Origin of the sequence: Alloactinosynnema sp. L-07 (assembly GCF_900070365.1) — a bacterium.
GTDB lineage: Bacteria > Actinomycetota > Actinomycetes > Mycobacteriales > Pseudonocardiaceae > Actinokineospora.
Genome location: NZ_LN850107.1, coordinates 5,847,361 through 5,869,719, shown reverse-complemented (window position 1 = coordinate 5,869,719; position 22,359 = coordinate 5,847,361). Strand labels below are relative to the sequence as shown.

Below are 22,359 nucleotides of genomic sequence, written 5' to 3'. Positions count from 1 at the left end.
CTGGGGCCCCGTCGGCCCGTTTCCTCGACGTTAGGGAGCTGCGAGGGGTGCCGGCATCGACAATTCACGCCAATCCGCCGTCGCGTCGATGGTGCGAATCCACCACGTTCACGCCAGGCCGTGCTCGAATGCGTACGCGCCGGCAGCCGCCCGGGTGCCCACACCGAGCTTGCCGAAGATGTTCTGCAGGTGCCGCGACACCGTGTGCTCGCTGATTACCAGCTGATTGGCGATCTCCCGGTTGCTCAGGCCACGTGCGAGCAGGCGGAGCACCTCGAGCTCGCGGGTGGACAGTCCCGCCGCGCAGATGCGTGTGCGGGAGCCAAGGTCCTGGATGGCGGGAACGGCCCCGAGAGACTCGAAGGTCACCCTCGCGGCGTCGAACTCGAGCTCAGCCGAGTCCTCGTCGCCGAGCGACCGGCACGCCAGTCCGACGATGACGCGTGCCCGGGCGGCGTCGTACGGCGCACCGATCTCGGACCACCGGAGGAAGGACCTGCGCGCCGACCGCAGTGCCTGCCCTGCGTCTCCCGCAGCAAGCGCCACCTGGGCCGTCGCGGTATCGACGCCTGCGGACAGCGACTCGGAACGGTGAGCCGACGCGATACGAACCAGCCCTTCGACCGCGGTCCCCGCAGCCTCCAGGTCCTCCGCGGCGACCATTATCTCGACGTACGCTGGCAGCAGGTCGGCCCTTTGCAGCGGGCCAGTTTGTTCGGCCACCGCCCGCCGGATGGCCGCGGCCGCCACCGATGTACGCCCCTGACCGAGCCGAAGCAACGCCATCCCGGGTTGCGGGTCGTAGCCTATTCCGGCGGCCTTGCGAAAACTCTCCTCGGCTGCCATCCAGTCACCCCGTAGCCGGTGTACCTCGCCCTGTCGGTAGTGGGCCTGCCCGATGGCGATCTGGTTGAGCACACCGTCGCGGAACCGCGTCGCGGCCTCGCCAGCCTCGGACACGGCGTCGTCCCACGCACCACGCAGCTGAAGGATCTCGGCGCGATGCACACGGCAGAGTCCGTTGTGCGCCACCATCTCGGGACACGCGGCGCACCAAGCGGTCAGCGCATCGGTCCAGGCCACGGCGGCCGGGACCAGGTGTCCGTCGCGGCAGAAGATGATTGTGTTGCAGTAGAGAATCCCGCGCACGATCGGCGAATGCGCGCCGGACCCGACTCTCAACAGGAGCTCGTCGGCGAGTTTCAGTCCTTCGTCCGGGCGGCCCAGCATGACCAGGGCACGCGCCTGCTCGTCGCGGGCCAACGCCGCGAGGTCCGCGTCAGCGAAGCGGTCGGCGATCCTGGCCGCCTCCGCCGCATTGGCCAGTCCGGCCTCCCAGTCCCCCTCGCCCATCTGTCGCAGCCAGACCGGAATCAACAGGTAACCATGCTCGGCGCAGTCCTCACCGTGCTCGTCGAGGAGTCGCCCGGCCGTCTCGAACCACCCGCCCGCCAGCGTCATCTGACCCTGGTACATCAGGCTATGCCCGATCCAGAATGCGGTCCTCGCGGCTGCAGGCAATTCACCCGCCGCGAGGTAGACGTCGAACGCACGCTTGAGCGCCGCGACGTACTCCTCGTCCCTGCCGAGCATGTACGCCGAGTGGCCGAGGAGCAGCAGGTCGTCGGCGCCGAGCGGGCGCGTGGCATCCACCTCGGCCAGCCCGGCATGACCCTGTCGCCAGTTGTTCTGGGCGCAGGCGTGCCTGGTCTCTTCCAGCAGGGCGTCCAGATCGGCCACGGACCGATTATCGGCCCTGGTGGGCATTACGGTGCCCGTAGAGGCAGGCGACTACCTGAAGGGGGACCGCTCAACGGCTCGCATAACCTGAGCGGGGACTGGGACGATCTGGTTTGGCAGGTACAGGCGGCGGCCGGTGAGCGGCGTACACCTTCACCCGTGGGGGGTTACCGCGCTGCTCGATCGAGACTTGCTCACGCCGCGCGGCGCCGTTTGCGCGCTTCACTACGGATGCGGGGCACGGCTGGATCGCGAGAGTACGCACCGTGGGCGACTCGGCTATTGGTTACACACCCCGCCCACCACCAGCTACTGATGCGGGGCACGGCTGGATCGCGAGAGTACGCACCGTGGGGGTGTGGGGGCTCGGCCCCCACGACAAAGGACGAGCGACCCGGTCCACGCTCTCCGTGGACACGAGCCCCCCGAGCTCGTGGAGACGAGGGGAATCGAACCCCTAACCCCTGCCTTGCAAAGGCAGTGCTCTGCCAATTGAGCTACGTCCCCGATCCGGCGCGGTGTCACCGCGCCGGGTGGTCTCAGGCCTTCTTGACGCCGTTGTTGGCGGCAGGCGTGGTGGCTTCGCGCCACAGGTCGGCCTCGGCCTTCGCCGAGCTCTTGCGGCGCACGACCAGGAGGACGCCACCAGCGATAGCGGCGAGCGCGAGAAGCTTCTTCACGTCCTATGCCTCCTTAGGCACATCAGGTTTACCTACGCCTCATCAGTCTGCCACAGCCGCGATGTTGACCTCCGTGCAGCGTCCACGTCGTGCCGATGCGCAGGCCCGGGGCACCACGGGTAACGTCTGGGTCACGAGCAGTCGTAGTCGATGAGGGCTGTGATTCGCAGTACCTGGTGCGGCTGCCCATACAAGGAGATCAGCATGGCTACCGGCACGGTCAAGTGGTTCAACGGCGAAAAGGGCTTCGGCTTCATCGAGCAGGACGGCGGCGGCGCCGACGTGTTCGCGCACTACTCCAACATCGCCGCCCAGGGTTTCCGGGAGCTCCAGGAAGGCCAGAAGGTCGAGTTCGACGTGACTCAGGGCCAGAAGGGTCTGCAGGCTGAGAACATCCGCCCGATCTGATCCAGCCCAGTAAGACATCAGGGGCGGTACGCGAATCGCGTACCGCCCCTGATCCCAAGGTGGGCCTGGGAGGACCCGTCGGGGTCGCCCGCTCCCTGGACGCCTTGTAGGTCGCGCCTGTGACGGAACCGGCCAAGGTCAATCACACCAGGGCTCTCGCGTTCGGCGCTCTACGGCCGTTTCATGGCCTCTCCGTTCAGAGCGACTGGGAGAACGTTCCTTCCTTCACGGCCACGACGAACCATGTGAAAGATAGGCGCGTCAGGCGAAGCAGGTCGCCGTCCCGGTTTTGGGGTCGCGTACCGCGCTGTCCGTCGCACTGTGGGCGACCTCTACACAGTCGTTGTTCGGCTGGCTGGCTCGCAGACGTGGGCAAGGGCGATACTCACCCAGTTAGACACTCAGGCCCGGTACGCGTCGCGTACCGGGCCTGAGTTTCCCAAGGTGGGCCTGGGAGGACTTGAACCTCCGACCCCTTCATTATCAGTGAAGTGCTCTAACCGCCTGAGCCACAGGCCCTTAGGAACGTTGAGAAGGTTACAACATCCCTCTTCGCGCTCCAAAATCGGTATCCCTACTCGCGCTCCGCGAGCGTGACCTCGAGGCCACCGGCCAGATCCGCGGACACGTTGTAGATGAACGCGCCGACGGTCGCCAGGGCGCTGAACAGCACGATGTTGATCGCGCCGATGATCGCCGCGATGCCGAAGACGCGGCCCGCGCTGATCAGGGGGCCGCCGGAGCCGCCCTCGGCGTTGGCGTTGAGAAGTTCGCTGGAGATGCCGTTGACCTTGTCCCAGACGCCCATGCCGTCAAGGACGGCGTAGAGCGCGCCGACCGCGACGAGCCAGACGAAGAACAGGGCGACGCCGAGCACCAGTGACAGCTTGAGCACCGACCACGGGTCGAAGCGCTTGATCTGGAGGTTCGCCCGCCTCGGGCCCCGCCCGGGGCGGCGCAGGGCGCTGGGCGGCGGCGTTGTGCGGACACTGGCGGGCGGGTCGAGGTGGACCGCCGTGCGGGCGAGCGACTCGGGCTCCAGGTTGCCGAACAGCCGCGACGCCGCGGTGCCGGTGACCACCGGGTGCTCGACCGGCTGGGCCGACGGCACCGACTCGGCGTAGCCGTTGACGTGCAGCGCCTGGGTGGTGTCGCCGTCCTTTGGCAGGTTGACCGTGGTGTCGCCGTAGGCCTCGTCAGCCGTGACGCGCTGCCACGGCGGCGGGTTGACCGAGGTCGTCGCCGCCGTGGCGGTGGTCGGGTCCGGATCCGGGGCGGCCACCTCGGCAGTCTCGGCTGGGCTGGTCGCCACCGCCGCCTGGTCGGCTTCGGTCGGCTCCGGTCCGGTGTTCTCCGGCTTGTCGGGTGGTGTCACGAGCGGAATCCCCTACGTCTGCGCGTTCACTCTTGGTCGGTCGGCGTCGCGGCCTGGTCGTCTTCGGCCCCGTCGGGGTCGGCGACGTCCTCCGCGCTTCGTGCGATGGCTACCAGGGTGGTCCCTTCACCCAGGTTCATCAAACGGACGCCCTTGGTCTGCCTGCCAGCCTTGCGTACCTCGGCCGCGGTGGTGCGGATCACACCACCGGCCGAGGTGATCGCGTACAGCTCGTCGTCGATGTCGACGATCACCGCACCGACCAGCCTGCCACGACGCGAGTCGTGCTGGATGGTCAGCACGCCCTTGCCGCCGCGTCCTTGCACTGAGTAGTCCTCGATCGGCGTCCGCTTGGCGTACCCACCGTCGGTGGCCACCAGAACGAACACGTCCTCGCGCACGACGCCGAGCGTCAGCAGTTCGTCGCCCGCGTTGAAGCGCATGCCGAGCACGCCGGAGGTGGCTCGGCCCATCGGCCGCAGTGCCTCGTCGCTGGCGTGGAAGCGGATGGACTGACCGCCGGCGGACACCAGCAGCAGGTCGTCATCGGCCGAACACAGGACCGCGCCGACGAGTTCGTCCTCTTCGCGCAGGTTGATGCCGATGAGGCCGCCCGCGCGGTTGCTGTCGAAGTCGCTCAGCTTGGACTTCTTGACCAGGCCGTCGCGCGTGGCGAGCACCAGGTACGGCGCGACCGTGTAGTCCTTGATCTCGATGACCTGGGCGATCTGCTCGTCTGGCTGGAAGGCGAGCAGGTTGGCCACGTGTTGGCCGCGTGCGGCCCGGTTGGCCTCGGGCAGCTCGTAGGCCTTCGCGCGGTAGACGCGGCCCTTGTTGGTGAAGAACAGGATCCAGTCGTGGGTGGAGCACACGAAGAAGTGCGCCACGATGTCGTCCTGCTTGAGCGCGGCGCCCTGCACGCCCTTGCCGCCGCGTTTCTGCGCGCGGTAGAGGTCGGTCTTGGTGCGCTTGGCATAGCCGGTGCGGGTGATCGTGACGACGACGTCCTCGACGGCGATCAGGTCCTCGACCGACACCTCGCCGTCGAACGGCAGGATCCGGGTGCGCCGGTCGTCGCCGTGCTTCTCGACGATCTCGGCGAGTTCGTCGCGGATGATCTTCCGCTGGCGCTGCGGGTCGGCGAGGATGGCCTGCAGGTCGGCGATGATGCGCTCGATGTCGGCCAGTTCGTCGATGATCTTCTGCCGCTCCAGGGCGGCCAGGCGGCGCAGCTGGAGTTCGAGGATCGCGGTCGCCTGGATCTCGTCGACGTCGAGCAGGGTGATCAGCCCGCTCTTGGCCTCGTCGGCCGACGGCGAGCGGCGGATCAGGGCGATTACCTCGTCGAGCATGTCGAGGGCCTTGGCGTACCCGCGCAGGATGTGCGCGCGCTCCTCGGCCTTGCGCAGCCGGTACTTCGTGCGCCGGACGATGACCTCGACCTGGTGCTTGACGTAGTGCCGGATGATCTGGTCGAGGCGCAGCGTGCGCGGCACGCCGTCGACCAGTGCCAGCATGTTGACGCCGAAGTTGTGCTGGAGCTGGGTGTGCTTGTAGAGGTTGTTCAGCACCACCTTCGCCACGGCGTCGCGCTTGAGGCCGATGACGATGCGCTGGCCGCTGCGCTTGTTCGACTCATCGGCGATCTCGGAGATGCCGGTGAGCTTGCCGTCGCGCACGAGCTGCGCCATGTTCTCGATCAGGTTGTCCGGGTTGACCTGGTAGGGCAACTCCGTGACGACAAGGATCGTGCGACCGCGCGCGTCCTCCTCGACCTCGACTACCGCGCGCATGCGAACCGAGCCGCGGCCGGTCCGGTACGCGTCCTCGATCCCTTGCGTGCCAAGGATGAGACCGTTGGTCGGGAAGTCGGGTCCCTTGATCCTGGTCAGCAGCGCGGCGAGCAACTCGTCGTCGGACGCGTCCGGGTTGTCCAGCGCCCAGAACACCCCTTGGGCGACCTCACGCAGGTTGTGCGGCGGGATGTTCGTCGCCATGCCGACGGCGATACCGCTGCCGCCGTTGACAAGCAGGTTCGGAATGCGCGACGGGACGACGACCGGCTCTTCGGTCTTGCCGTCGTAGTTCGGCACGAAGTCGACGGTGTCCTCGCCGATGTCGCGCAGCATCTCCATGGCCAGCGGCGTGAGCCTGGCTTCGGTGTTGTGGCTGACGAACCCGTTGGTGATGAACGCGTGGTCGTCGGTGTCGACGCGGAGGCTGAACACCGGCCGGACCCCGGCCTCCACAATGGACTTCACCTCGGCGTAGTAGAACCGCCCGTCCACCAACGGTTCGACGACGTCGAGCACCTCGGTGTCGGTGATCCGATCGGTGATCATCGCTTGGCTGTCGACTGGGATGGCGTCGAGGAGCGCGACGAGCTTCTCCTGCTTCGCCTGCAGGAACCCGACATTCACGGCGAACAGGCGAGCGTCGCGGCGGTTGGTGATGACCACCTTGAATTCGCCGTCGTCGTAGCTGACCTGCTTGCTGACCACGCCGAACTCCAACAGGAGCTGCTGAACGTCGGCGGCAAGCCGAGCACTACGCGTCGAGTACGAAATCTGAACCGAGTTGCGCGGAAGCGCTGAGCACGAGCCGTCGCCGGTGAACAGCGAGCTGAGGAACGCCCGCTTCATCGTGACACCGCTGCGCCAGATGAAGTCCGGGACGTGCTTCTGGGCGCTGCGCACACCGACCATGTCGGCGAGTACCGACTCACGCAGGTGGGTGAGGTTGTGGATGTCGATCTCATGAAGCAGCGATCCGGACGCGATCACCCGCGAAGAGACATACCGGGCGCCGCCGACGACGGTGTCGTAGGCGTCGAGAACGAACCGGAAGTAGCTCTCGTCAACGTTGTTGAATCCGGCGCGGGACTCCGAGACAAAACCCTCACTGACGAACGCGCCCGCGAGTATCGCGGCGGCGTAGTCGCGAACCAGCGTCGCGCTGTCTTCGGCCTGCTCAGTCCGCTGCATGACGACTCGGTCGCCAGGCGCGATCTCCTCCAACAGCTTCCACAGCAGTGTCGGCACGCCCAGCACATTCACCAGGCACAGCACCGGGTGGTTGTGCGTTCCCGTCAGCTCGTAGCCCTCGCGGGTGGTGAGCTTCAGGGTCTCGTGGTCGCCCGAGTGGAACAGCATGGACGCGTGGACCGGGTTGCCGTGCTGGTCCAGGACCTTCAGGTCGATCGGGTTGTCACTGTTCGGCATGGCGTCTGGAACGATGTCGCCGATACGCTGAGTAGTGCCGTCGGCCACGCGAACGAGTGAATCCGCCGAAACACAGTACCTCATGGCGGCGGCCGGATCGTTACCCGGTGACCCAAAGTTACCTTGGCCGTCCACCAACGGGTAGCGCATCGACCACGGCTGGGCGAGACGCACCAAGGTGTCGTAGATGGACGAGTCGCCGTGGGGGTGGTAGTTACCCATGACGTCGCCGACGACGCGGGAGCACTTGACGTAGCTGCGGTCCGGGCGCAAACCGGTGTCGTACATGGAGTACAGCACGCGGCGGTGTACCGGCTTGAGGCCGTCGCGCACGTCCGGGAGGGCGCGGCTGACGATGACGCTCATCGCGTAATCGATGTAGGAGCTTTGCATCTCCTGCTGGATGTCGACTGGCTCGACACGGTCGCCGGTCGGCGGCAGGGTCTCAGTCACGATGCAACGTTCCTTTCCTGGCTGGCGCTCGATGTGTACACAGTGGACGGATTACACATCGAGGAAGCGCACGTCCTTGGCGTTTCGGGTGATGAAGGAGCGTCGGGCTTCGACGTCTTCGCCCATCAGGACGCTGAACAACTCGTCGGCGGTGGCCGCGTCGTCCAAGGTGACCTGGAGGAGCAGACGGTGCGCCGGGTCCATCGTGGTCTCCCACAGCTCGTCGGCGTTCATCTCGCCGAGACCCTTGTAGCGCTGGATGCCGTCTTCCTTGTTGATTTTCTTGCCAGCGGCGAGACCCGCTTCGAGCAGGCCGTCGCGCTCGCGGTCGGAGTAGGCGTACTCCGGTTCGATGCGCTGCCACTTGATCTTGTAGAGCGGCGGCTGCGACAGGTACACGTGGCCGTGCTCGATCAGGCCGCGCATGAAGCGGAACAGCAGGGTCAGCAGCAGGGTGGTGATGTGCTTGCCGTCGACGTCGGCGTCGGCCATCAGCACGACCTTGTGGTAGCGCAGCTTGGAGACGTCGAAGTCTTCCTGGATGCCGGTGCCCAGGGCGGTGATCAGGCTCTGCACCTCGGTGTTCTTGAGCACCCGGTCGATCCGGGCCTTCTCCACGTTGATGATCTTGCCACGGATCGGCAGGATGGCCTGGAAGCGGGACTCGCGGCCTTCCTTGGCCGAGCCGCCCGCGGAGTCGCCCTCGACGATGTAGAGCTCGCACTCCTCCGGGTTGGTGGAGCGGCAGTCCTTGAGCTTGCCGGGCAGGCCGCCGATGTCGAGCGCGCCCTTGCGGCGGACCAGTTCACGCGCCTTGCGCGCGGCCATGCGGGCCTGGGCCGAGGACACCGACTTGGTGACGATGGTCTTCGCGTCGGCCGGGTTGCGCTCGAACCAGTCGGCCAGCCACTCGTTGCAGGTCTGCTGCACGAAGGTCTTGGCCTCGGTGTTGCCGAGCTTTTGCTTGGTCTGGCCCTCGAACTGCGGCTCGGCCAGCTTGATCGACACGATCGCGGCGAGACCCTCGCGGACGTCCTCACCGCTGAGGTTCGCGTCCTTCTCCTTGAGGAGCTTCTTGTCGCGCGCGTAGACGTTGACCACCCGGGTCAGCGCGGCGCGGAAGCCCTCCTCATGGGTGCCGCCCTCGGGGGTGTTGATCGTGTTGGCGAAGGTGTAGACCGACTCGCTGTAGCCGGTGTTCCACTGCATCGCGACCTCGACCTCGATGCCCTTGCCCTTGGCCTCGAAGGCGATGACGCTCTTGTGGATCGGCTCGCGCGCGTGGTTGATGTGTTTGACGAAGTCCTCGAGGCCACCTGGGTAGTGGTAGGTGCGCTCCTTGACCCGGGCCGCCAGGCCGCTGGCGTCCTCCTCGGTCTCCTCGTCGGACACGCGTTCGTCGCGCAGGTGGATGGTGAGGCCCTTGTTGAGGAAGGCCATCTCCTGCAGGCGCCGGGCGACGGTCTCGGCGTTGTACTCGGTGGTCTCGAAGATGCTCGGGTCGGCCCAGAACGTGATCGAAGTACCGTTCTCGCGGGTCGCGCCGTGCTGCTGGACCGGGGTGACCGGCTTGGAGTCCTCGTAGCGCTGGCTCCAGATGTGGCCGTCGCGCTTGATCTCGGCCTCGAGCACCGTCGACAGCGCGTTGACCACCGAAATTCCTACGCCATGCAGGCCGCCGGACACCGCGTAGCTGTCGCTGTCGAACTTGCCGCCCGCGTGCAGCACGGTCATGACGACTTCCAGCGCCGACCGCTTCTCCTCGGGGTGTTCGTCGACCGGGATGCCGCGGCCGTCGTCGACGACGCGGACGCCGCCGTCGGCGAGCAGGGTGACCTCGACCTTGGTCGCGTGCCCCGCCATCGCCTCGTCGACGGAGTTGTCGACGACCTCCCAGATCAGGTGGTGCAGACCGCGCTCACCGGTCGAGCCGATGTACATGCCGGGACGCAGGCGGACCGCTTCGAGCCCTTTGAGAACACCGATCGATCCGGCACCGTACGAGTTTTCCTGCTTGTTCGCTGCCACGTGTTCGGTGTCTCCTCGTGCCTCGAAAACCGACTCCCGGACGGCGCGCGGCCCCTCGCCGCACGCACCCCTCGTACATACTACTGGTGCGGTCGCCCAGAACCGGGTCAAGGACACCCCTGGCTGGTTCTCAGAGCGTCGGATGTGAACGAGCGCGAGTCCCGACGCCAGACGGGCGGTCCAAAGCCGCGAAAATCAACCGTAGGTGTCCCGTGGGCCGCGCCCGGGAACGTGGAAGTGGCCGTGTCGCCAGCTCGGCGCCGTCGGCCCCTGGACCTTGAGGCGTTTGACCACGCCGCGGCCGACCCCGGCGGCTATCTGGCCTAACAGTTGTCGTTGAAGCAGGCGCAGCTGGGTCGCCCAGGCGGTCGACTCGGCCGCGACGGTCAGCTCGCCGTCCTTGAGCGCGACCGGCTTGGCGTGCTTGGCGACCTCGGCGCCGACCAGCGCGGCCCATTTGCCGAACACCTGGCCGCCCGCGAGCTGCTCGTTCCACCCCCGGTCGACCGCGATCCGGGAGGCGAGCCTGCCGAACGGCTGCGGGTCGCGCTCGTCCGCGCCCGCCCCGGACCAGCGCCGCCGGGCCCGCGAACCGGTCGATGTTCCACGTGGAACACGGCGTTTCCGCTGGGCGCGCTTGGCCTCGGCGGACTTCCGCGCGGCCTCCAGGGCAGCTCTGGCTAGATCAGGGCCACGCAGCGGCGTCCCGTCACTCTGCGTGGCAACTGTGGATGAATCGCTCTCACGACCACTCTGAGGCGTGAATTCATCCCCGGTAGCGGGGCTCGCGACTACGCCGGACGGACGCTCAGTCACGGTGTTATCCACACTATCCACAGGGTTGTCCCCAGATGTGGGTCGCGTCACACTCCGATGGGTTACCGCGCGCGGGAGATCATTGGGCCGAATGGTGCCGCCGAACAGATCGTCAGACACGTCGCACCTCCCCGTCGGCCACCTCGTACCGCGTCCCCGCGAGTTCGCTGGGGACATCCTCCTCCACCGCGGCGGTGACCAGCACTTGTTCGGCCGCGACGGCGACTTCGGCGAGTCGCTGCCTGCGCCGTCGGTCCAGTTCGGCGAAGACATCGTCGAGGACCAGCACCGGCTCGCTCCCCTCGGACCTGAGCAACTCATAGGACGCGAGCCGCAGCGCGAGCGCGAACGACCACGACTCGCCGTGGCTGGCGTAGCCCTTGGCGGGCGCCTCGCCGAGCACCAACTCCAGCTCGTCGCGGTGCGGTCCGACCAGGCTGACCCCGCGATCGAGCTCGGCTTCGCGCCGAACCGCCAGTTCCGCGAGCAGCGCTTCGGCGACCACGTCGGCGTCGGCGCGCTCTCCGTCGGGCCGGCCGTAGCCGGCTGGCAGGCCAACGACGCTTGACCGATACGCGATCACCGCGGGCCGCGACTCCGGCGCCACCCCGGCGTAGGCGGCGGCGACCCGCGGGCCGAGGTCGGCGACCAAGTCCAGCCGGGCCGCGAGCAGTTCGGCGCCGTGGGTGGCGAGGTGTCCGTCCCACACTTCGAGCGTCGACAGGGCGTCCGGGTCGGCGCGGCGCGCGCGGCGGTTGGTCGACGCGCTCTTGAGCAGGGCGTTTCGCTGACGCATCACCTTGTCGTAGTCGGCGCGCACCCCGGCGTACCGCGGCGCGCGCAGTACTAAGAGGTCGTCGAGGAACCGACGCCGCTCACCCGGGTCGCCCCGGACGAGCGCGAGGTCCTCCGGCGCGAACAACACAGTGCGCAAGATCCCGAGGACGTCGCGCGTGCGCGGGACGGGACCGCGGTTGACCCGCGCCCGGTTCGCCTTGCCCGGCGTGATCTCCAGCTCGACGGTCAGCTCGCGACCGTCGTTGACCACGGCAGTGCGGATGATCGCGCGCTGACACCCGTGCCGGACCAGCGGCGTGTCCGAGGCGACCCGATGCGACGACAGTGTCGCCACGTACCCGATCGCCTCGACCAAGTTGGTCTTGCCCTGGCCGTTCGCACCGACCAGCACCGCCGGGCCCGGCTCCAGTTCCAGGTCGGCCAGCTCCCACGAGCGGAAGTCGGCGACCTGCAGGTGCCGGACGTGCACTACTTCACTTCACCCGCGGCCTTGTGCACGGCGTGTCCACCGAACTGGTTGCGCAGCGCCGCGACCGCCTTCATCGCGGGCGAGTCTTGCTGGCGCGAGGCGAACCGCGCGAACAGCGCCGCGGAGATCACCGGCGCGGGCACCGAGTGGTTGATCGCCTCCTCGACGGTCCACCGGCCCTCGCCCGAGTCCTCGACGTAACCGGTCAGCTCCGCCAGGCCCGGGTCCTCTTCGAGGGCCTTGACCAGCAGGTCCAGCAACCAGGACCGCACGACGGTGCCGCGGGTCCACGCCTTGAGCACGGCCGGGACGTCGGTGACGACCTCGGACGCGGCCAGCAGCTCGTAGCCCTCGGCGTAGGCCTGCATCAGGCCGTACTCGATGCCGTTGTGCACCATCTTCGCGAAGTGGCCCGCGCCGATGTCGCCCGCGTGAGCGAAGCCTTCTTCGCGCGGACCCTCCGGGCGCAGCGCGTCGAAGATCGGCATCGCCTTCTCGACGTCGGCGGCCGACCCGCCGACCATCAGGCCGTAGCCGTTCTCGCGACCCCAGACCCCGCCGGACACACCGCAGTCCAGGTAGCCGATGCCTGCCGCCGCGAGGAGTTCGGCGTTGACCTTGTCGTCGGTGAAGCGGGAGTTGCCGCCGTCGATCACCAGGTCGCCGTCGCCCAGCAGCCCGCCGAGCTCGGCGACGGTCTGCCGGGTCGGCTCACCGGCCGGGACCATGACCCACACCACGCGCGGCGCGTCGAGCTTGGCCGCGAGGTCGGCGAGCGACTCGGTGTCGCTGACCTCGGGGTTGCGGTCGTAGCCGACCACGTCGTGCCCGGCGGCGCGCAGCCGCTCGCGCATGTTGAAGCCCATCTTGCCCAGGCCGACCAGTCCGAGCTGCACGATCGATGTCCTCTCGATTGGTTCGGCGGGATCAGCCCGGGAGGCGGACCGGCATCAGCAGATAGAGGTAGCCGGGGGTGACCTCGCCGTTCTCGCCGACCGGCTTGATCAGCGCGGGGCGGTTGGGCGTGGTGAACGACAGCTCGGCGCGGTCGGCGTGCAGCGCGGCCAAGCCGTCCTGCAGGTAGCCCGGGTTGAACGCGATGGTCACCGGGTCGCCGGTGAAGTCGACCGGCAGCTCTTCCTCGGCGCTGCCCTCGTCGTCGCCACCGGCGGAGAGGCGCAGCCCGCCGTCGGTGAACTCCAACCGGACCTGGGTGCCGCGCTCGGCAACCAGCGACACGCGCTTGATCGCCTCGACGAGCGGCGCGACGGCGATCACCGCGGCGGAGGTCTGCTCGGAGGGCAGCAGCTGGCGGTAGCGCGGGAACTCCGCGTCGAGCAGCCGCGTGGTCGCGCGGCGGCCGGACCCGGACAGGCCGAGCAGGCCGTCGCCGGGCGAAAGCGCCAGCTCGACGGTTCGCCCGGAGCTGCCCAGCGCCTTGGCCGCCTCGGCCAGGGTCCGCGCGGGCACGAGCACCGCGGCGTCGTCGACGTCGCCAGACGGCTTCCACTCGAACTCGCGCATCGCGAGCCGGAAGCGGTCGGTGGCCACGAGGGTCAGTTTGTCGCCCGCGATCTCCACCCGGACACCGGTCAGCATCGGCAGGGTGTCGTCCTTGCCCGCGGCCACGGCGACCTGGCTGACCGCCTGGCCGAAGACCTCGCCCGCCAGCTCACCGGCGTGCTGCGGCATCGCGGGCAGTTGCGGGTAGTCCTCGACCGGCATGGTCGGCAGGCTGAACTTGGCGTTGCCACACGTGATCGCCACCCGCGAGCCGTCGACGGAGATCTCGACCGGCTGGGCGGGCAGCGATTTGGTGATGTCGGCGAGCAATCGGCCCGACACCAGGGTGCGGCCGCCGTCGGCCACCGTCGCCGGGATGCCGACCGTGGCCGACACCTCGTAGTCGAAACCGGAAACGGTGAGTCCTTCGGCGCCGTCCGTCGAACCGGCATCGAGCAGAACCCCGCCAAGGACGGGGACGGGAGGCCGGGACGGGAGGCTGCGCGCGACCCAGGCGACGGCGTCGGCAAGGCCGTCGCGCTCGACGCGGATCTTCATGGGAGTCCTTTCCAGGCCCGACCGGTCCCCCCTCACCGATCCTGCGAGGCGGGTCCGTCGAGCTGTCCACGCTGTAGGGCCCAACCGTAGAGCGTGATCGGCGTGCTCGTCATCTGGGGCACCGTGCGGCCGGGAGGCCGTCGAGGCGAGCTGTCCCCAGATTCGGCGATCCCCTGTTTCTGCTCTTTTCTTCTTCTTAGGGAGAACAAGAACAGCAGTAGTAATAGGGGCTGTGGATTGTGTGGACAACCCTCGTTCTCGCTGGTAGTTCGCCGTGCGGGTCTGTGGATGACCGGGGGGCGAACCGGTGGACAACTTGGGCCGTCGGTGGATGGTTTCTGGCCTCCTCGGTTCCGTCCACAGATGGCCCAAGTTGTCCACAGCGGCATCCCCAGATCTGAGCCGAGTAGCCCCCAGGCGCGGCTCTCGCCACCCACAGGGTTGTACACAGGTGAATCCCCCGTACCGGTGACGCAGGACACGCCAAATCCGGGCTTCGGAAGTTTTCTGCGGGGGTGGACGGCCCGTCCACCCCCGCAGAAAAGATGCGAATGGGCGGTCTGAGGGGGCATCCGGGTGGCAGCGGACCGTTCACGGCCCGCTGACGCGAGCCCGATCGCGTCGGTCGGGCGACGCCGATCAGGCTAGATCGTCCCTTTTCGGACGCCGATTCAGCCGGAGGCGCGCGAGGGGGAGCGCCGCGGGTCGCCTGTCACGGGCGACCGATCACCTCACCGGATCCCGTCGCAGACGAACTTTTCTGGCGGTGTGGGCGGCCGTCCACCATCGCAATAAAGAGGCGCGTTCCAGCGATCGGCGTGGGCCGATGGGACACCGGGGCGCCATCGAACGACGCTCGTGGGTGGGGAGGGGAGAAGAGAGGTGCGGCGGCGGTCAGCCGCGGGCGCGCTGCTTGATCCGGGAGGTCAGTTCCTGGACCTGGTCGTAGACCCGGCGGCGCTCGGCCATCTCCTTGCGGATCTTCTTGTCCGCGTGCATGACCGTGGTGTGGTCGCGGCCGCCGAAGGTCTGGCCGATCTTGGGCAGCGAGAGGTCGGTCAGCTCTCGACACAGATACATCGAGATCTGGCGGGCCTGCGCAAGCGCTTTCGTCTTGCCGGGTCCGCACAGGTCGTCGATCGAGACGCCGAAGTACTCGGCGGTGACCGCCATGATCGTGGCGGCGCTGATCTCCGGGGCATGCGAGTCGGGGATCAGGTCGCGAAGGACGATCTCGGCGAGGCTGACGTCGACGGGCTGGCGGTTGAGGGAGGCGAACGCCGTCACCCGGATCAGGGCGCCTTCGAGTTCGCGGATGTTCGCCTCGACCCGGGCGGCGATGAACTCCAGCACCTCGGCGGGTGCGGCCAGCCGATCTTGCGCGGCCTTCTTGCGCAGGATGGCGATGCGGGTCTCCAGCTCGGGCGGCTGGATGTCGGTGATCAGGCCCCACTCGAAGCGAGTGCGCAGCCGGTCCTCCAGCGTCTCCAGCCGTTTGGGCGGCCGGTCGGAGGAGACCACGATCTGCTTGTTCGCGTTGTGCAGCGTGTTGAAGGTGTGGAAGAACTCTTCCTGAGTTCCTTCCTTGCCTTCCAGGAACTGGATGTCGTCGACCAGCAGCACGTCGATGTCGCGGTAGCGGCGCTGGAACGCCACCTTCCGGTCGTCGCGCAGCGAGTTGATGAAGTCGTTGGTGAATTCCTCGGTCGAGACATACCGCACGCGCATCCCGGGGAACAGGCGTTGGGCGTAGTGGCCGACCGCGTGCAGCAGGTGTGTCTTGCCCAGACCGGACTCGCCCCAGATGAAGAGGGGGTTGTACGCGCGGGCGGGCGCCTCGGCGACCGCGACCGAGGCGGCGTGGGCGAAGCGGTTGGACGCGCCGATGACGAACGTGTCGAAGGTGTACTTCTCGTTCAGGCGGGTCTTGGAGGTCTGCGGCTGGGCGGGCGCGGTGAAGGGCTGGCCGCTGGCGGGCTGCTGGCCGGTGAAGGTCGGCCAGATCTCGTGGACGGTGGCGAGCGCGTCGCCCTCCTCGTCCACTTCCTCGCCGTCGTCGTCGGCATCGCCGAACGGGGGCGCCTCGACCGCGATCGCGGCGGGCTGCTCCTCGCCGAGGAGGCCGTCCTGGATCGGGGCTTGGACGGGTGGGGCGGGCTTGGGCGGGGCGAGCGCGACGTCGACCTTGACCGCCAGCGACACCGAGCGGCCGAGTCTGCGCGAGAGCGCGTCGGTGATCGGCTCGCGCAGGGCGCGCTCGATGGCTTCCTTGGCGAAATCGCTGGGGGCCGACAGCAGCGCGGTGCCGTCGAGCAGCCCGATGGGCCGGGTCATTCGCATCCACGCGCGCTGCGAGGGGGACAGCGTTCCCGCGGAGAGTTCCCGGACAACCTGCTCCCAGACCACAGCCAGATTCAGCTGGTCGTCCGACATCGGCGCCGCTCCCCTCCCCTCGTCGGCTTGTCCTGCGATTCCTTCAGACTGGTCCCGCTCACGGGTGCCGTCAAACCTGCATCCACAGGGTTGTCCACAACTGTGCACGAAGGTACGGCGAACCGCAGAGGAAACCGCGCCTGAAGGGTTAACGGTACTCAGTGGCCCGGCGACGACGGCTCGGCAGGGCTCCCATCCCCATGTCCGTCGGCAAGGGAACGCACGCTAACAAGGCTCGTCGGTCGCCACAAGACGGTGGCGGGGGCAAGGATGTGGAACCGCTCGGCGTGTCGCCGAGCGGTTGTCGGGGCCAGGCGATAGGGACCCCGGTTTGATGCGGGCGGACCGGGTGCGTACCCTCATAAGGTCTCCCGCTTGCGGCGGGCGAGTTCTGCGTGCCCGTCACTGGTTGTCGCGCGAGCTTGTCCATGCCGTGCCCGGCAGGGGGCGGCAGACAGTACTTGCCAGAACCACCTGGCCAGCCAGTATTGGGAGAACGAGCCGTGAGCAAGCGCACCTTCCAGCCGAACAACCGTCGTCGGGCCAAGACCCACGGCTTCCGTCTGCGCATGCGGACCCGCGCGGGCCGCGCGATCCTGGCTGCCCGTCGCCGCCAGGGCCGCAAAGAGCTGTCGGCCTGATTCCAGGCCGCCGTGCTTCCTGCGGCCGCTCGGCTGACCAGCAGCGCGGACTTCCAGAGGGTGACCCGCAAGGGACGCCGTGCCGGACGTCCCCGACTGGTGGTGCACGCCGTGACCGAGTGGAAGCAAGCGACTACCGAAGCCGACCCTCGCGCGACGTGGATCACCGTGTCGCCGAGGGTCGGTTTCGTCGTGAGTAAGGCTGTGGGCAACGCGGTGGTCCGACACCGGGTCACCCGCAGGCTGCGGCACCTGGCCATGGCCCGCCTCGGAACTCTGCGGCCGGGCACCACGTTGGTTGTTCGGGCGCTTCCCCCGGCCGCCGCCGCGACGAGCGCCGAACTCGGCCAGGACCTCGATGCCGCATTCCGCAGGCTGCACCTGGCCGTCGACGACAACGGTGGTGAGGCGTGAACGAGTCGACCGCGGTCCGCGACCGCGAGGCTGGTGCTGCCCGCCCCGGCCCGATCGCCCGTGTGCTCCTCGTACCCGTGCGGGTCTACCGGCGGTGGATCTCGCCGGTGCTGCCGCCCGCGTGCCGGTTCTATCCCAGCTGCAGCGAGTACGCGGTGACCGCGCTGACCACCCATGGCGCGGGCCGCGGTAGCTGGCTGGCGCTGCGCAGGCTGTTGCGCTGCGGACCGTGGCACCCCGGTGGCTTCGACCCGGTCCCGCCCCGAAACCCCAAGAACCAGTCCGGGACCTCAACCCCGGCCGACCCGACCGCTGCCGAGGAGTAGTCAGTGCTCGATTTCATCTACTACCCGGTGTCCTTCATCCTCTGGTGTTGGCACTGGGTCTTCGGCCACGTGTTCGGTGATGCCAGTGCGGTGTCCTGGGCGCTGGGCATCGTGTTCCTTGTCTTCACTCTGCGCGGCATCCTCTACAAGCCGACCGTCAAGCAGGTCCGGTCGATGCGCAAGATGCAGGAGTTCGCGCCCGAGATCAAGAAGCTGCAGGCGAAGTACAAGAACGACAAGCAGAAGCTGCAGCAGGAGATGGCGAAGCTGCAGCAGCAGCACGGCGTCAACCCGCTCGGCGGCTGCCTGCCGATGCTGCTGCAGATCCCGGTCTTCCTCGGTCTGTTCCACGTGCTGCGTGAGTTCAAGCCCGGCAAGACCATGAACTACTTCTTCGACGAGCAGGGTGTCTCGTCCTACATCCAGGCCGACCTCTTCGGCGCGGGACTGGGCAACTGGATCACCCAGCCCGCCGCCGAGTTGGTTGGGTTCGAGGTCTCCCGCGGCGCCATCATCGGCGTTTCGGTGCCGCTGATGATCGCGGCGAGCATCCTGACCCACCTGACCGCGCGCCACTCGGTGGCCCGGCAGAACCCGGAGCAGGCCACGCCGCAGACCGCGATGATGAACAAGCTGACGCTGTACATGTTCCCGCTCGGAGTGCTCATCGGTGGTTTCTTCTTCCCCATCGGCCTGCTTCTCTACTGGCTGAGCAACAACGGCTGGACGCTGGCGCAGCAGCACTTCGTGTACCGCAAGATCGACAACGAAGAGGCCGAGAAGAAGGCCGCCGTCGTCGAGAAGCGCACCGCGGCCGCGCCGAAACCCGGCCAGAAGCCGGTGCAGCGGAAGGGCCCGACCCCGGCCAAGTCGGAGGACAAGCCCGACACCGCCGCCGACGCCACGGACGCGACCGACGCGAAGGGTGTCCCCACCCCCAAGCCGCCCGCGGCCAACGGCACGTCCGGCACCGAGATTCCCGGTCTGATCTCAGACCGATCCCGTAAGAAGTCAGGTCGCAAGAACCGCTGAGGCGTTGCTGGACCTGGAGAGGAGAAACCGTGCCGGAGACGGTGCAGGAGTCCGAGAAGACCACCGCTGAGGTCGTGGGTGGCGACGAGGCGGCGGAGGGTACGAGCGAGAACGGTCGCGGATCGACAGAGGAACTGTTGGTCCAGGAGGGCGACATCGCGGGCGACTACTTGGAGCGCCTGCTGGACATCCTCGACTACGACGGCGATATCGACCTCGACGTCGAGGCGAGCCGTGCGGTGGTGAGCATCGACGGCGGCGAGGACCTGGAGAAGCTCGTCGGCCCGCGCGGCACCGTCCTGGAGTCGCTGCAGGAGCTGACCCGGCTCGCGGTGCAGCAGGAGACCGGCACGCGCAGCAGGCTGATGCTCGACATCGCCGGCTGGCGATCCGACCGTCGCGAGGAGCTGCGCGACCTCGGCCGGGCGACGGCGCAGAAGGTGCTGTCGAGCGGCGAGCGGGTGCGGCTGCAGCCGATGACCCCGTTCGAGCGCAAGGTCGTGCACGACGCCGTCGCCGCGGTGAAGGGTGTGCACAGCGAGAGCGAGGGTGAGGACCCGCGTCGTCGCGTGGTCGTCTTCCCGCAGTAGTCGCGTAGTCCCAGTACGACAAGAGGCGCGGTCCGTCGATGACGGGCCGCGCCTCTGCTGTTTCACGTGAAACATCGAGCCGCTCGCCGCGCCGATGTGATGTTTCACGTGAAACACCGGTGCGCCTGTCCGGCCACCGAAGCGCATCAGCGACAATCAACCAAGCCACGTTTCACGTGAAACATCCGGGATGGGACCAGCATGACCAACGCCGACCGAACCACGGCGGCGGCCGCTGTGTTCGGAGACCGACTCCCCCTCGCCGAGCAGTTCACCGAACTGCTGGCCGACCACGGGGTCGAGCGCGGACTCATCGGACCGCGGGAAGTGGACCGCCTTTGGGACCGGCACATCCTCAACTCCGCGGTCATCGCCGAGCGGATCGAGCCGCACGCCCGAGTGGTCGACATCGGATCGGGCGCCGGACTGCCTGGCGTCCCCCTCGCCATCGCGCGGCCGGATCTTCAGGTCGTTCTGGTCGAACCGATGGCTCGACGGGTGGCGTGGCTGGACGAGGTCGTGAAGACTCTCGGCTTGACGTCGGTGACCGTCCTGCGCGGCAGGGCCGAGGAGCCGGCCATCAAAGACGATGTCGCGGGTGCCGACGTGGTGACCGCACGGGCCGTCGCCCCGCTCGCCAAGCTGTGTGGCTGGTGTCTGCCGCTGCTGCGCGTCGGTGGGCGGGTGGTGGCGCTCAAAGGGGCGAGCGCGGCCGAGGAGATCGAGCGCGACCGTCAGGCGGTGGCCCGGCTCGGCGGCGGCATGCCGCGGGTCGAACTCTGCGGGGCCGGGGTGCTCGACGTGCCGACGACCGTGGTCGTGGTCGACCGGGTCGCAGGCGCGGGCAGGCCGCGCGGGCGGGCAAGGAAGGATCAGGGTGCACAGCGTGCATGAGAACGGAGCGAGGATGTTCCACGTGAAACATCGGCTTTCGGGGCTGTTGGTCCGCCCCTGGACTGGAGGAAATCAGTGAACCAGCCGTCCCCCGCGTCCGTCGCAGGCTGGACGCCGATCGCCGAAGAGGCGGCTCGGGCGACCAGGATGAAGCACCCGGAAGCGCCGTTCCCCCGCCCGACCCACCGCCGCGTGCTGACCGTCGCCAACCAGAAGGGCGGCGTCGGCAAGACCACAAGCACGGTGAACCTGGCCGCCGCGCTGGCGATGCATGGGCTGCGCGTCCTGGTCATCGACCTCGACCCGCAGGGCAACGCCAGCACCGCGCTCGGCGTCGACCACCGCTCGGGAACCCCGTCGGTATACGAAGTGCTTCTCGGCGAGGTGACGCTGGCCGACGCGGCGCAGACCAGCGACCAGTCGCCGCTGCTGTTCTGCGTGCCCGCCACGATCGACCTCGCGGGCGCCGAGATCGAGCTGGTCTCGATGAGCGGGCGCGAGGGGCGACTCAAAGAAGCGCTGTCCGACGAGGCGCTCAACGTGATCAACCCGGACTACGTCTTCATCGACTGCCCGCCCTCGCTCGGCCTGCTCACGGTCAACGCGATGGTCGCCGCGCAGGAGGTGCTGATCCCGATCCAGTGCGAGTACTACGCGCTGGAGGGACTCAGCCAGCTGCTGCGCAACATCGAGCTGGTGCAGGCGCACCTGAACCGCGCGCTCACCGTCTCGACCATCCTGCTGACGATGTACGACGGCCGGACCAAGCTCGCCGACCAGGTCACCGCCGAGGTCCGCCACCACTTCGGGGAGACCGTGCTCAAGACCGTCATCCCGCGCAGCGTGAAGGTGTCCGAGGCGCCCGGCTACGGCCAGACCGTCCTCGCCTACGACCCCGGCTCCCGTGGCGCGATGAGCTATCTGGACGCCGGGCGGGAAATCGCCTTCCGTGGTGCCGGGGGCCGCTCATGACCGGGCCCGCGGGCCGCAAGGGCGGCCTCGGCCGCGGCTTGGCCGCGCTCATCCCCCAGGGTCCGGCGACGGGTGGGGGTCCCGCCGTGGACACCTACCAGCCCCGGGTTCCGATCCGCATCGAGGACAACCGGCCCCCGGTTGAGCCGCAGCCCAAGCACACGGGGACGGTCGCGGGCGCGGTCTACCGTGAGGTGTCGATCGCGTCGATCGTGGCCAACCCGAAGCAGCCCCGCCAGGTCTTCGACGAAGAGGCGCTGGCCGAGCTGGAGCACTCGATCCGCGAGTTCGGACTCATGCAGCCGATCGTGGTCCGGGAGCTGGCCGAGGACAGCTACGAGCTGGTCATGGGCGAGCGGCGGCTGCGGGCGTCGCAGCGCGCGGGCCTGGACCGCATTCCGTCGATCGTGCGCCAGACCGCCGACGACGCGATGCTGCGGGACGCGCTGCTGGAGAACATCCACCGGGTGCAGCTCAACCCGCTGGAAGAGGCGGCGGCCTATCAGCAGCTGCTCGACGAGTTCGACGTGACGCACGAGGACCTGGCGAGCCGGATCGGCCGCAGCAGGCCGGTCATTACCAACACCATCCGCTTGCTCAAGCTGCCCCTGCCCGTGCAGCGTCGGGTCGCGGCCGGGGTGCTGTCGGCGGGTCATGCTCGGGCGCTGCTCGGCTTGGAGGACCCGGGCGCTCAGGAGGAGCTGGCGACCCGCATCGTCGCCGAGGGACTCTCGGTCCGGGCGACGGAGGAAGCGGTCACCCTCCTCAAGGGCGCTCCCCCGGCCAAGCCGAAGCCCGCCCCGCGCAAGCCGATGCACGCGCCGGGGCTGCACGACGTCGCCGAGCGCCTGTCCGACAAGTTCGATACCCGCGTCAGGGTCGAGTTGGGCAAGCGAAAAGGCCGCATCGTGGTCGAGTTCGGCTCAGTTGACGACCTTGAGCGGATCGTGGGCATGATGGCCGAAAATGGGATAAATCAGACATGAGATTCCCGCAAGGGATCACCCA

19 protein-coding genes and 2 tRNA genes are annotated in these 22,359 nt (G+C 68.2%); 9 read left to right on the top strand and 12 right to left on the bottom strand.

The features are described from left to right. Positions 1–108: 108 nt before the first annotated feature. From BN1701_RS38030 to BN1701_RS36025, 3 genes are all read right to left on the bottom strand, one after another. On the bottom strand, positions 109–1,740 hold the full coding sequence (locus BN1701_RS38030; RefSeq protein ID WP_054053307.1) for a LuxR family transcriptional regulator: 1,632 nt from the start codon (positions 1,738–1,740) through the stop codon (positions 109–111). Positions 1,741–2,174: 434 nt separating this feature from the next. Continuing rightward, positions 2,175–2,247 (bottom strand) — tRNA-Ala (locus BN1701_RS26625). A gap of 32 nt (positions 2,248–2,279) precedes the next feature. Then, a complete protein-coding gene (locus BN1701_RS36025) occupies positions 2,280–2,420 on the bottom strand; it encodes a DLW-39 family protein (RefSeq protein WP_157368238.1) in 141 nt (46 codons plus the stop codon). 204 nt (positions 2,421–2,624) lie between these two features. On the opposite strand from BN1701_RS36025, the gene BN1701_RS26620 reads away from it, so the two are divergent. Continuing rightward, a complete protein-coding gene (locus BN1701_RS26620; RefSeq protein WP_054053305.1) occupies positions 2,625–2,828 on the top strand; it encodes a cold-shock protein in 204 nt (67 codons plus the stop codon). A 445-nt stretch (positions 2,829–3,273) separates the two neighbouring features. On the opposite strand, the gene BN1701_RS26615 is transcribed toward BN1701_RS26620, so the two are convergent. From BN1701_RS26615 to dnaA, 9 genes are all read right to left on the bottom strand, one after another. Beyond that, positions 3,274–3,347, bottom strand: a tRNA-Ile gene (locus BN1701_RS26615). Positions 3,348–3,402: 55 nt separating this feature from the next. Continuing rightward, on the bottom strand, positions 3,403–4,203 hold the full coding sequence (locus BN1701_RS26610; protein ID WP_082860068.1) for a DUF3566 domain-containing protein: 801 nt from the start codon (positions 4,201–4,203) through the stop codon (positions 3,403–3,405). Positions 4,204–4,229: 26 nt separating this feature from the next. Then, on the bottom strand, positions 4,230–7,877 hold the full coding sequence (gene gyrA, locus BN1701_RS26605; RefSeq protein WP_054053304.1) for an intein-containing DNA gyrase subunit A: 3,648 nt from the start codon (positions 7,875–7,877) through the stop codon (positions 4,230–4,232). 51 nt (positions 7,878–7,928) lie between these two features. Further along, positions 7,929–9,905, bottom strand: coding sequence for a DNA topoisomerase (ATP-hydrolyzing) subunit B (gene gyrB / locus BN1701_RS26600; protein ID WP_054053302.1), 1,977 nt, complete (start codon positions 9,903–9,905; stop codon positions 7,929–7,931). Between the two features lie 195 nt (positions 9,906–10,100). Then, a complete protein-coding gene (locus BN1701_RS37575; RefSeq protein WP_369800624.1) occupies positions 10,101–10,721 on the bottom strand; it encodes a DciA family protein in 621 nt (206 codons plus the stop codon). Positions 10,722–10,833: 112 nt separating this feature from the next. After that, positions 10,834–11,988, bottom strand: a complete 1,155-nt coding sequence (recF, locus tag BN1701_RS26590) for a DNA replication/repair protein RecF (RefSeq protein WP_054053300.1) — start codon at positions 11,986–11,988, stop codon at positions 10,834–10,836. Then, positions 11,988–12,887, bottom strand: coding sequence for a phosphogluconate dehydrogenase (NAD(+)-dependent, decarboxylating) (gene gnd / locus BN1701_RS26585; protein WP_054053298.1), 900 nt, complete (start codon positions 12,885–12,887; stop codon positions 11,988–11,990). Before gnd ends, recF begins: the two co-directional genes overlap by 1 nt. A gap of 28 nt (positions 12,888–12,915) precedes the next feature. Further along, a complete protein-coding gene (gene dnaN, locus BN1701_RS26580) occupies positions 12,916–14,049 on the bottom strand; it encodes a DNA polymerase III subunit beta (RefSeq protein ID WP_054053296.1) in 1,134 nt (377 codons plus the stop codon). Between the two features lie 894 nt (positions 14,050–14,943). Next, positions 14,944–16,482, bottom strand: coding sequence for a chromosomal replication initiator protein DnaA (dnaA, locus tag BN1701_RS26575; RefSeq protein WP_054053294.1), 1,539 nt, complete (start codon positions 16,480–16,482; stop codon positions 14,944–14,946). A 503-nt stretch (positions 16,483–16,985) separates the two neighbouring features. Between dnaA and rpmH the strand changes: the two genes are divergently transcribed. From rpmH to BN1701_RS26535, 8 genes are all read left to right on the top strand, one after another. Next, positions 16,986–17,123, top strand: a complete 138-nt coding sequence (gene rpmH / locus BN1701_RS26570) for a 50S ribosomal protein L34 (protein ID WP_054053292.1) — start codon at positions 16,986–16,988, stop codon at positions 17,121–17,123. A gap of 12 nt (positions 17,124–17,135) precedes the next feature. After that, positions 17,136–17,537: a ribonuclease P protein component gene (gene rnpA, locus BN1701_RS26565; protein ID WP_054053290.1), complete on the top strand. Its 402-nt coding sequence runs from the start codon at positions 17,136–17,138 to the stop codon at positions 17,535–17,537. Then, positions 17,534–17,863, top strand: a complete 330-nt coding sequence (gene yidD, locus BN1701_RS26560; protein ID WP_054053287.1) for a membrane protein insertion efficiency factor YidD — start codon at positions 17,534–17,536, stop codon at positions 17,861–17,863. Before rnpA ends, yidD begins: the two co-directional genes overlap by 4 nt. Positions 17,864–17,866: 3 nt before the next feature. After that, positions 17,867–18,895, top strand: a complete 1,029-nt coding sequence (yidC, locus tag BN1701_RS26555) for a membrane protein insertase YidC (protein WP_054053285.1) — start codon at positions 17,867–17,869, stop codon at positions 18,893–18,895. Positions 18,896–18,969: 74 nt separating this feature from the next. Continuing rightward, positions 18,970–19,485, top strand: a complete 516-nt coding sequence (locus tag BN1701_RS26550) for a R3H domain-containing nucleic acid-binding protein (protein WP_054056145.1) — start codon at positions 18,970–18,972, stop codon at positions 19,483–19,485. A gap of 201 nt (positions 19,486–19,686) precedes the next feature. Next, entirely contained in the window at positions 19,687–20,379 is a 693-nt protein-coding gene (gene rsmG / locus BN1701_RS26545; protein ID WP_054053283.1) for a 16S rRNA (guanine(527)-N(7))-methyltransferase RsmG, read from the top strand. A 147-nt stretch (positions 20,380–20,526) separates the two neighbouring features. Then, entirely contained in the window at positions 20,527–21,351 is an 825-nt protein-coding gene (locus tag BN1701_RS26540; protein ID WP_082860428.1) for a ParA family protein, read from the top strand. Next, positions 21,348–22,337, top strand: coding sequence for a ParB/RepB/Spo0J family partition protein (locus BN1701_RS26535; RefSeq protein WP_054053279.1), 990 nt, complete (start codon positions 21,348–21,350; stop codon positions 22,335–22,337). The genes BN1701_RS26540 and BN1701_RS26535 overlap by 4 nt, the downstream gene beginning before the upstream one ends. The last annotated feature ends 22 nt before the right edge of the window (positions 22,338–22,359 follow it).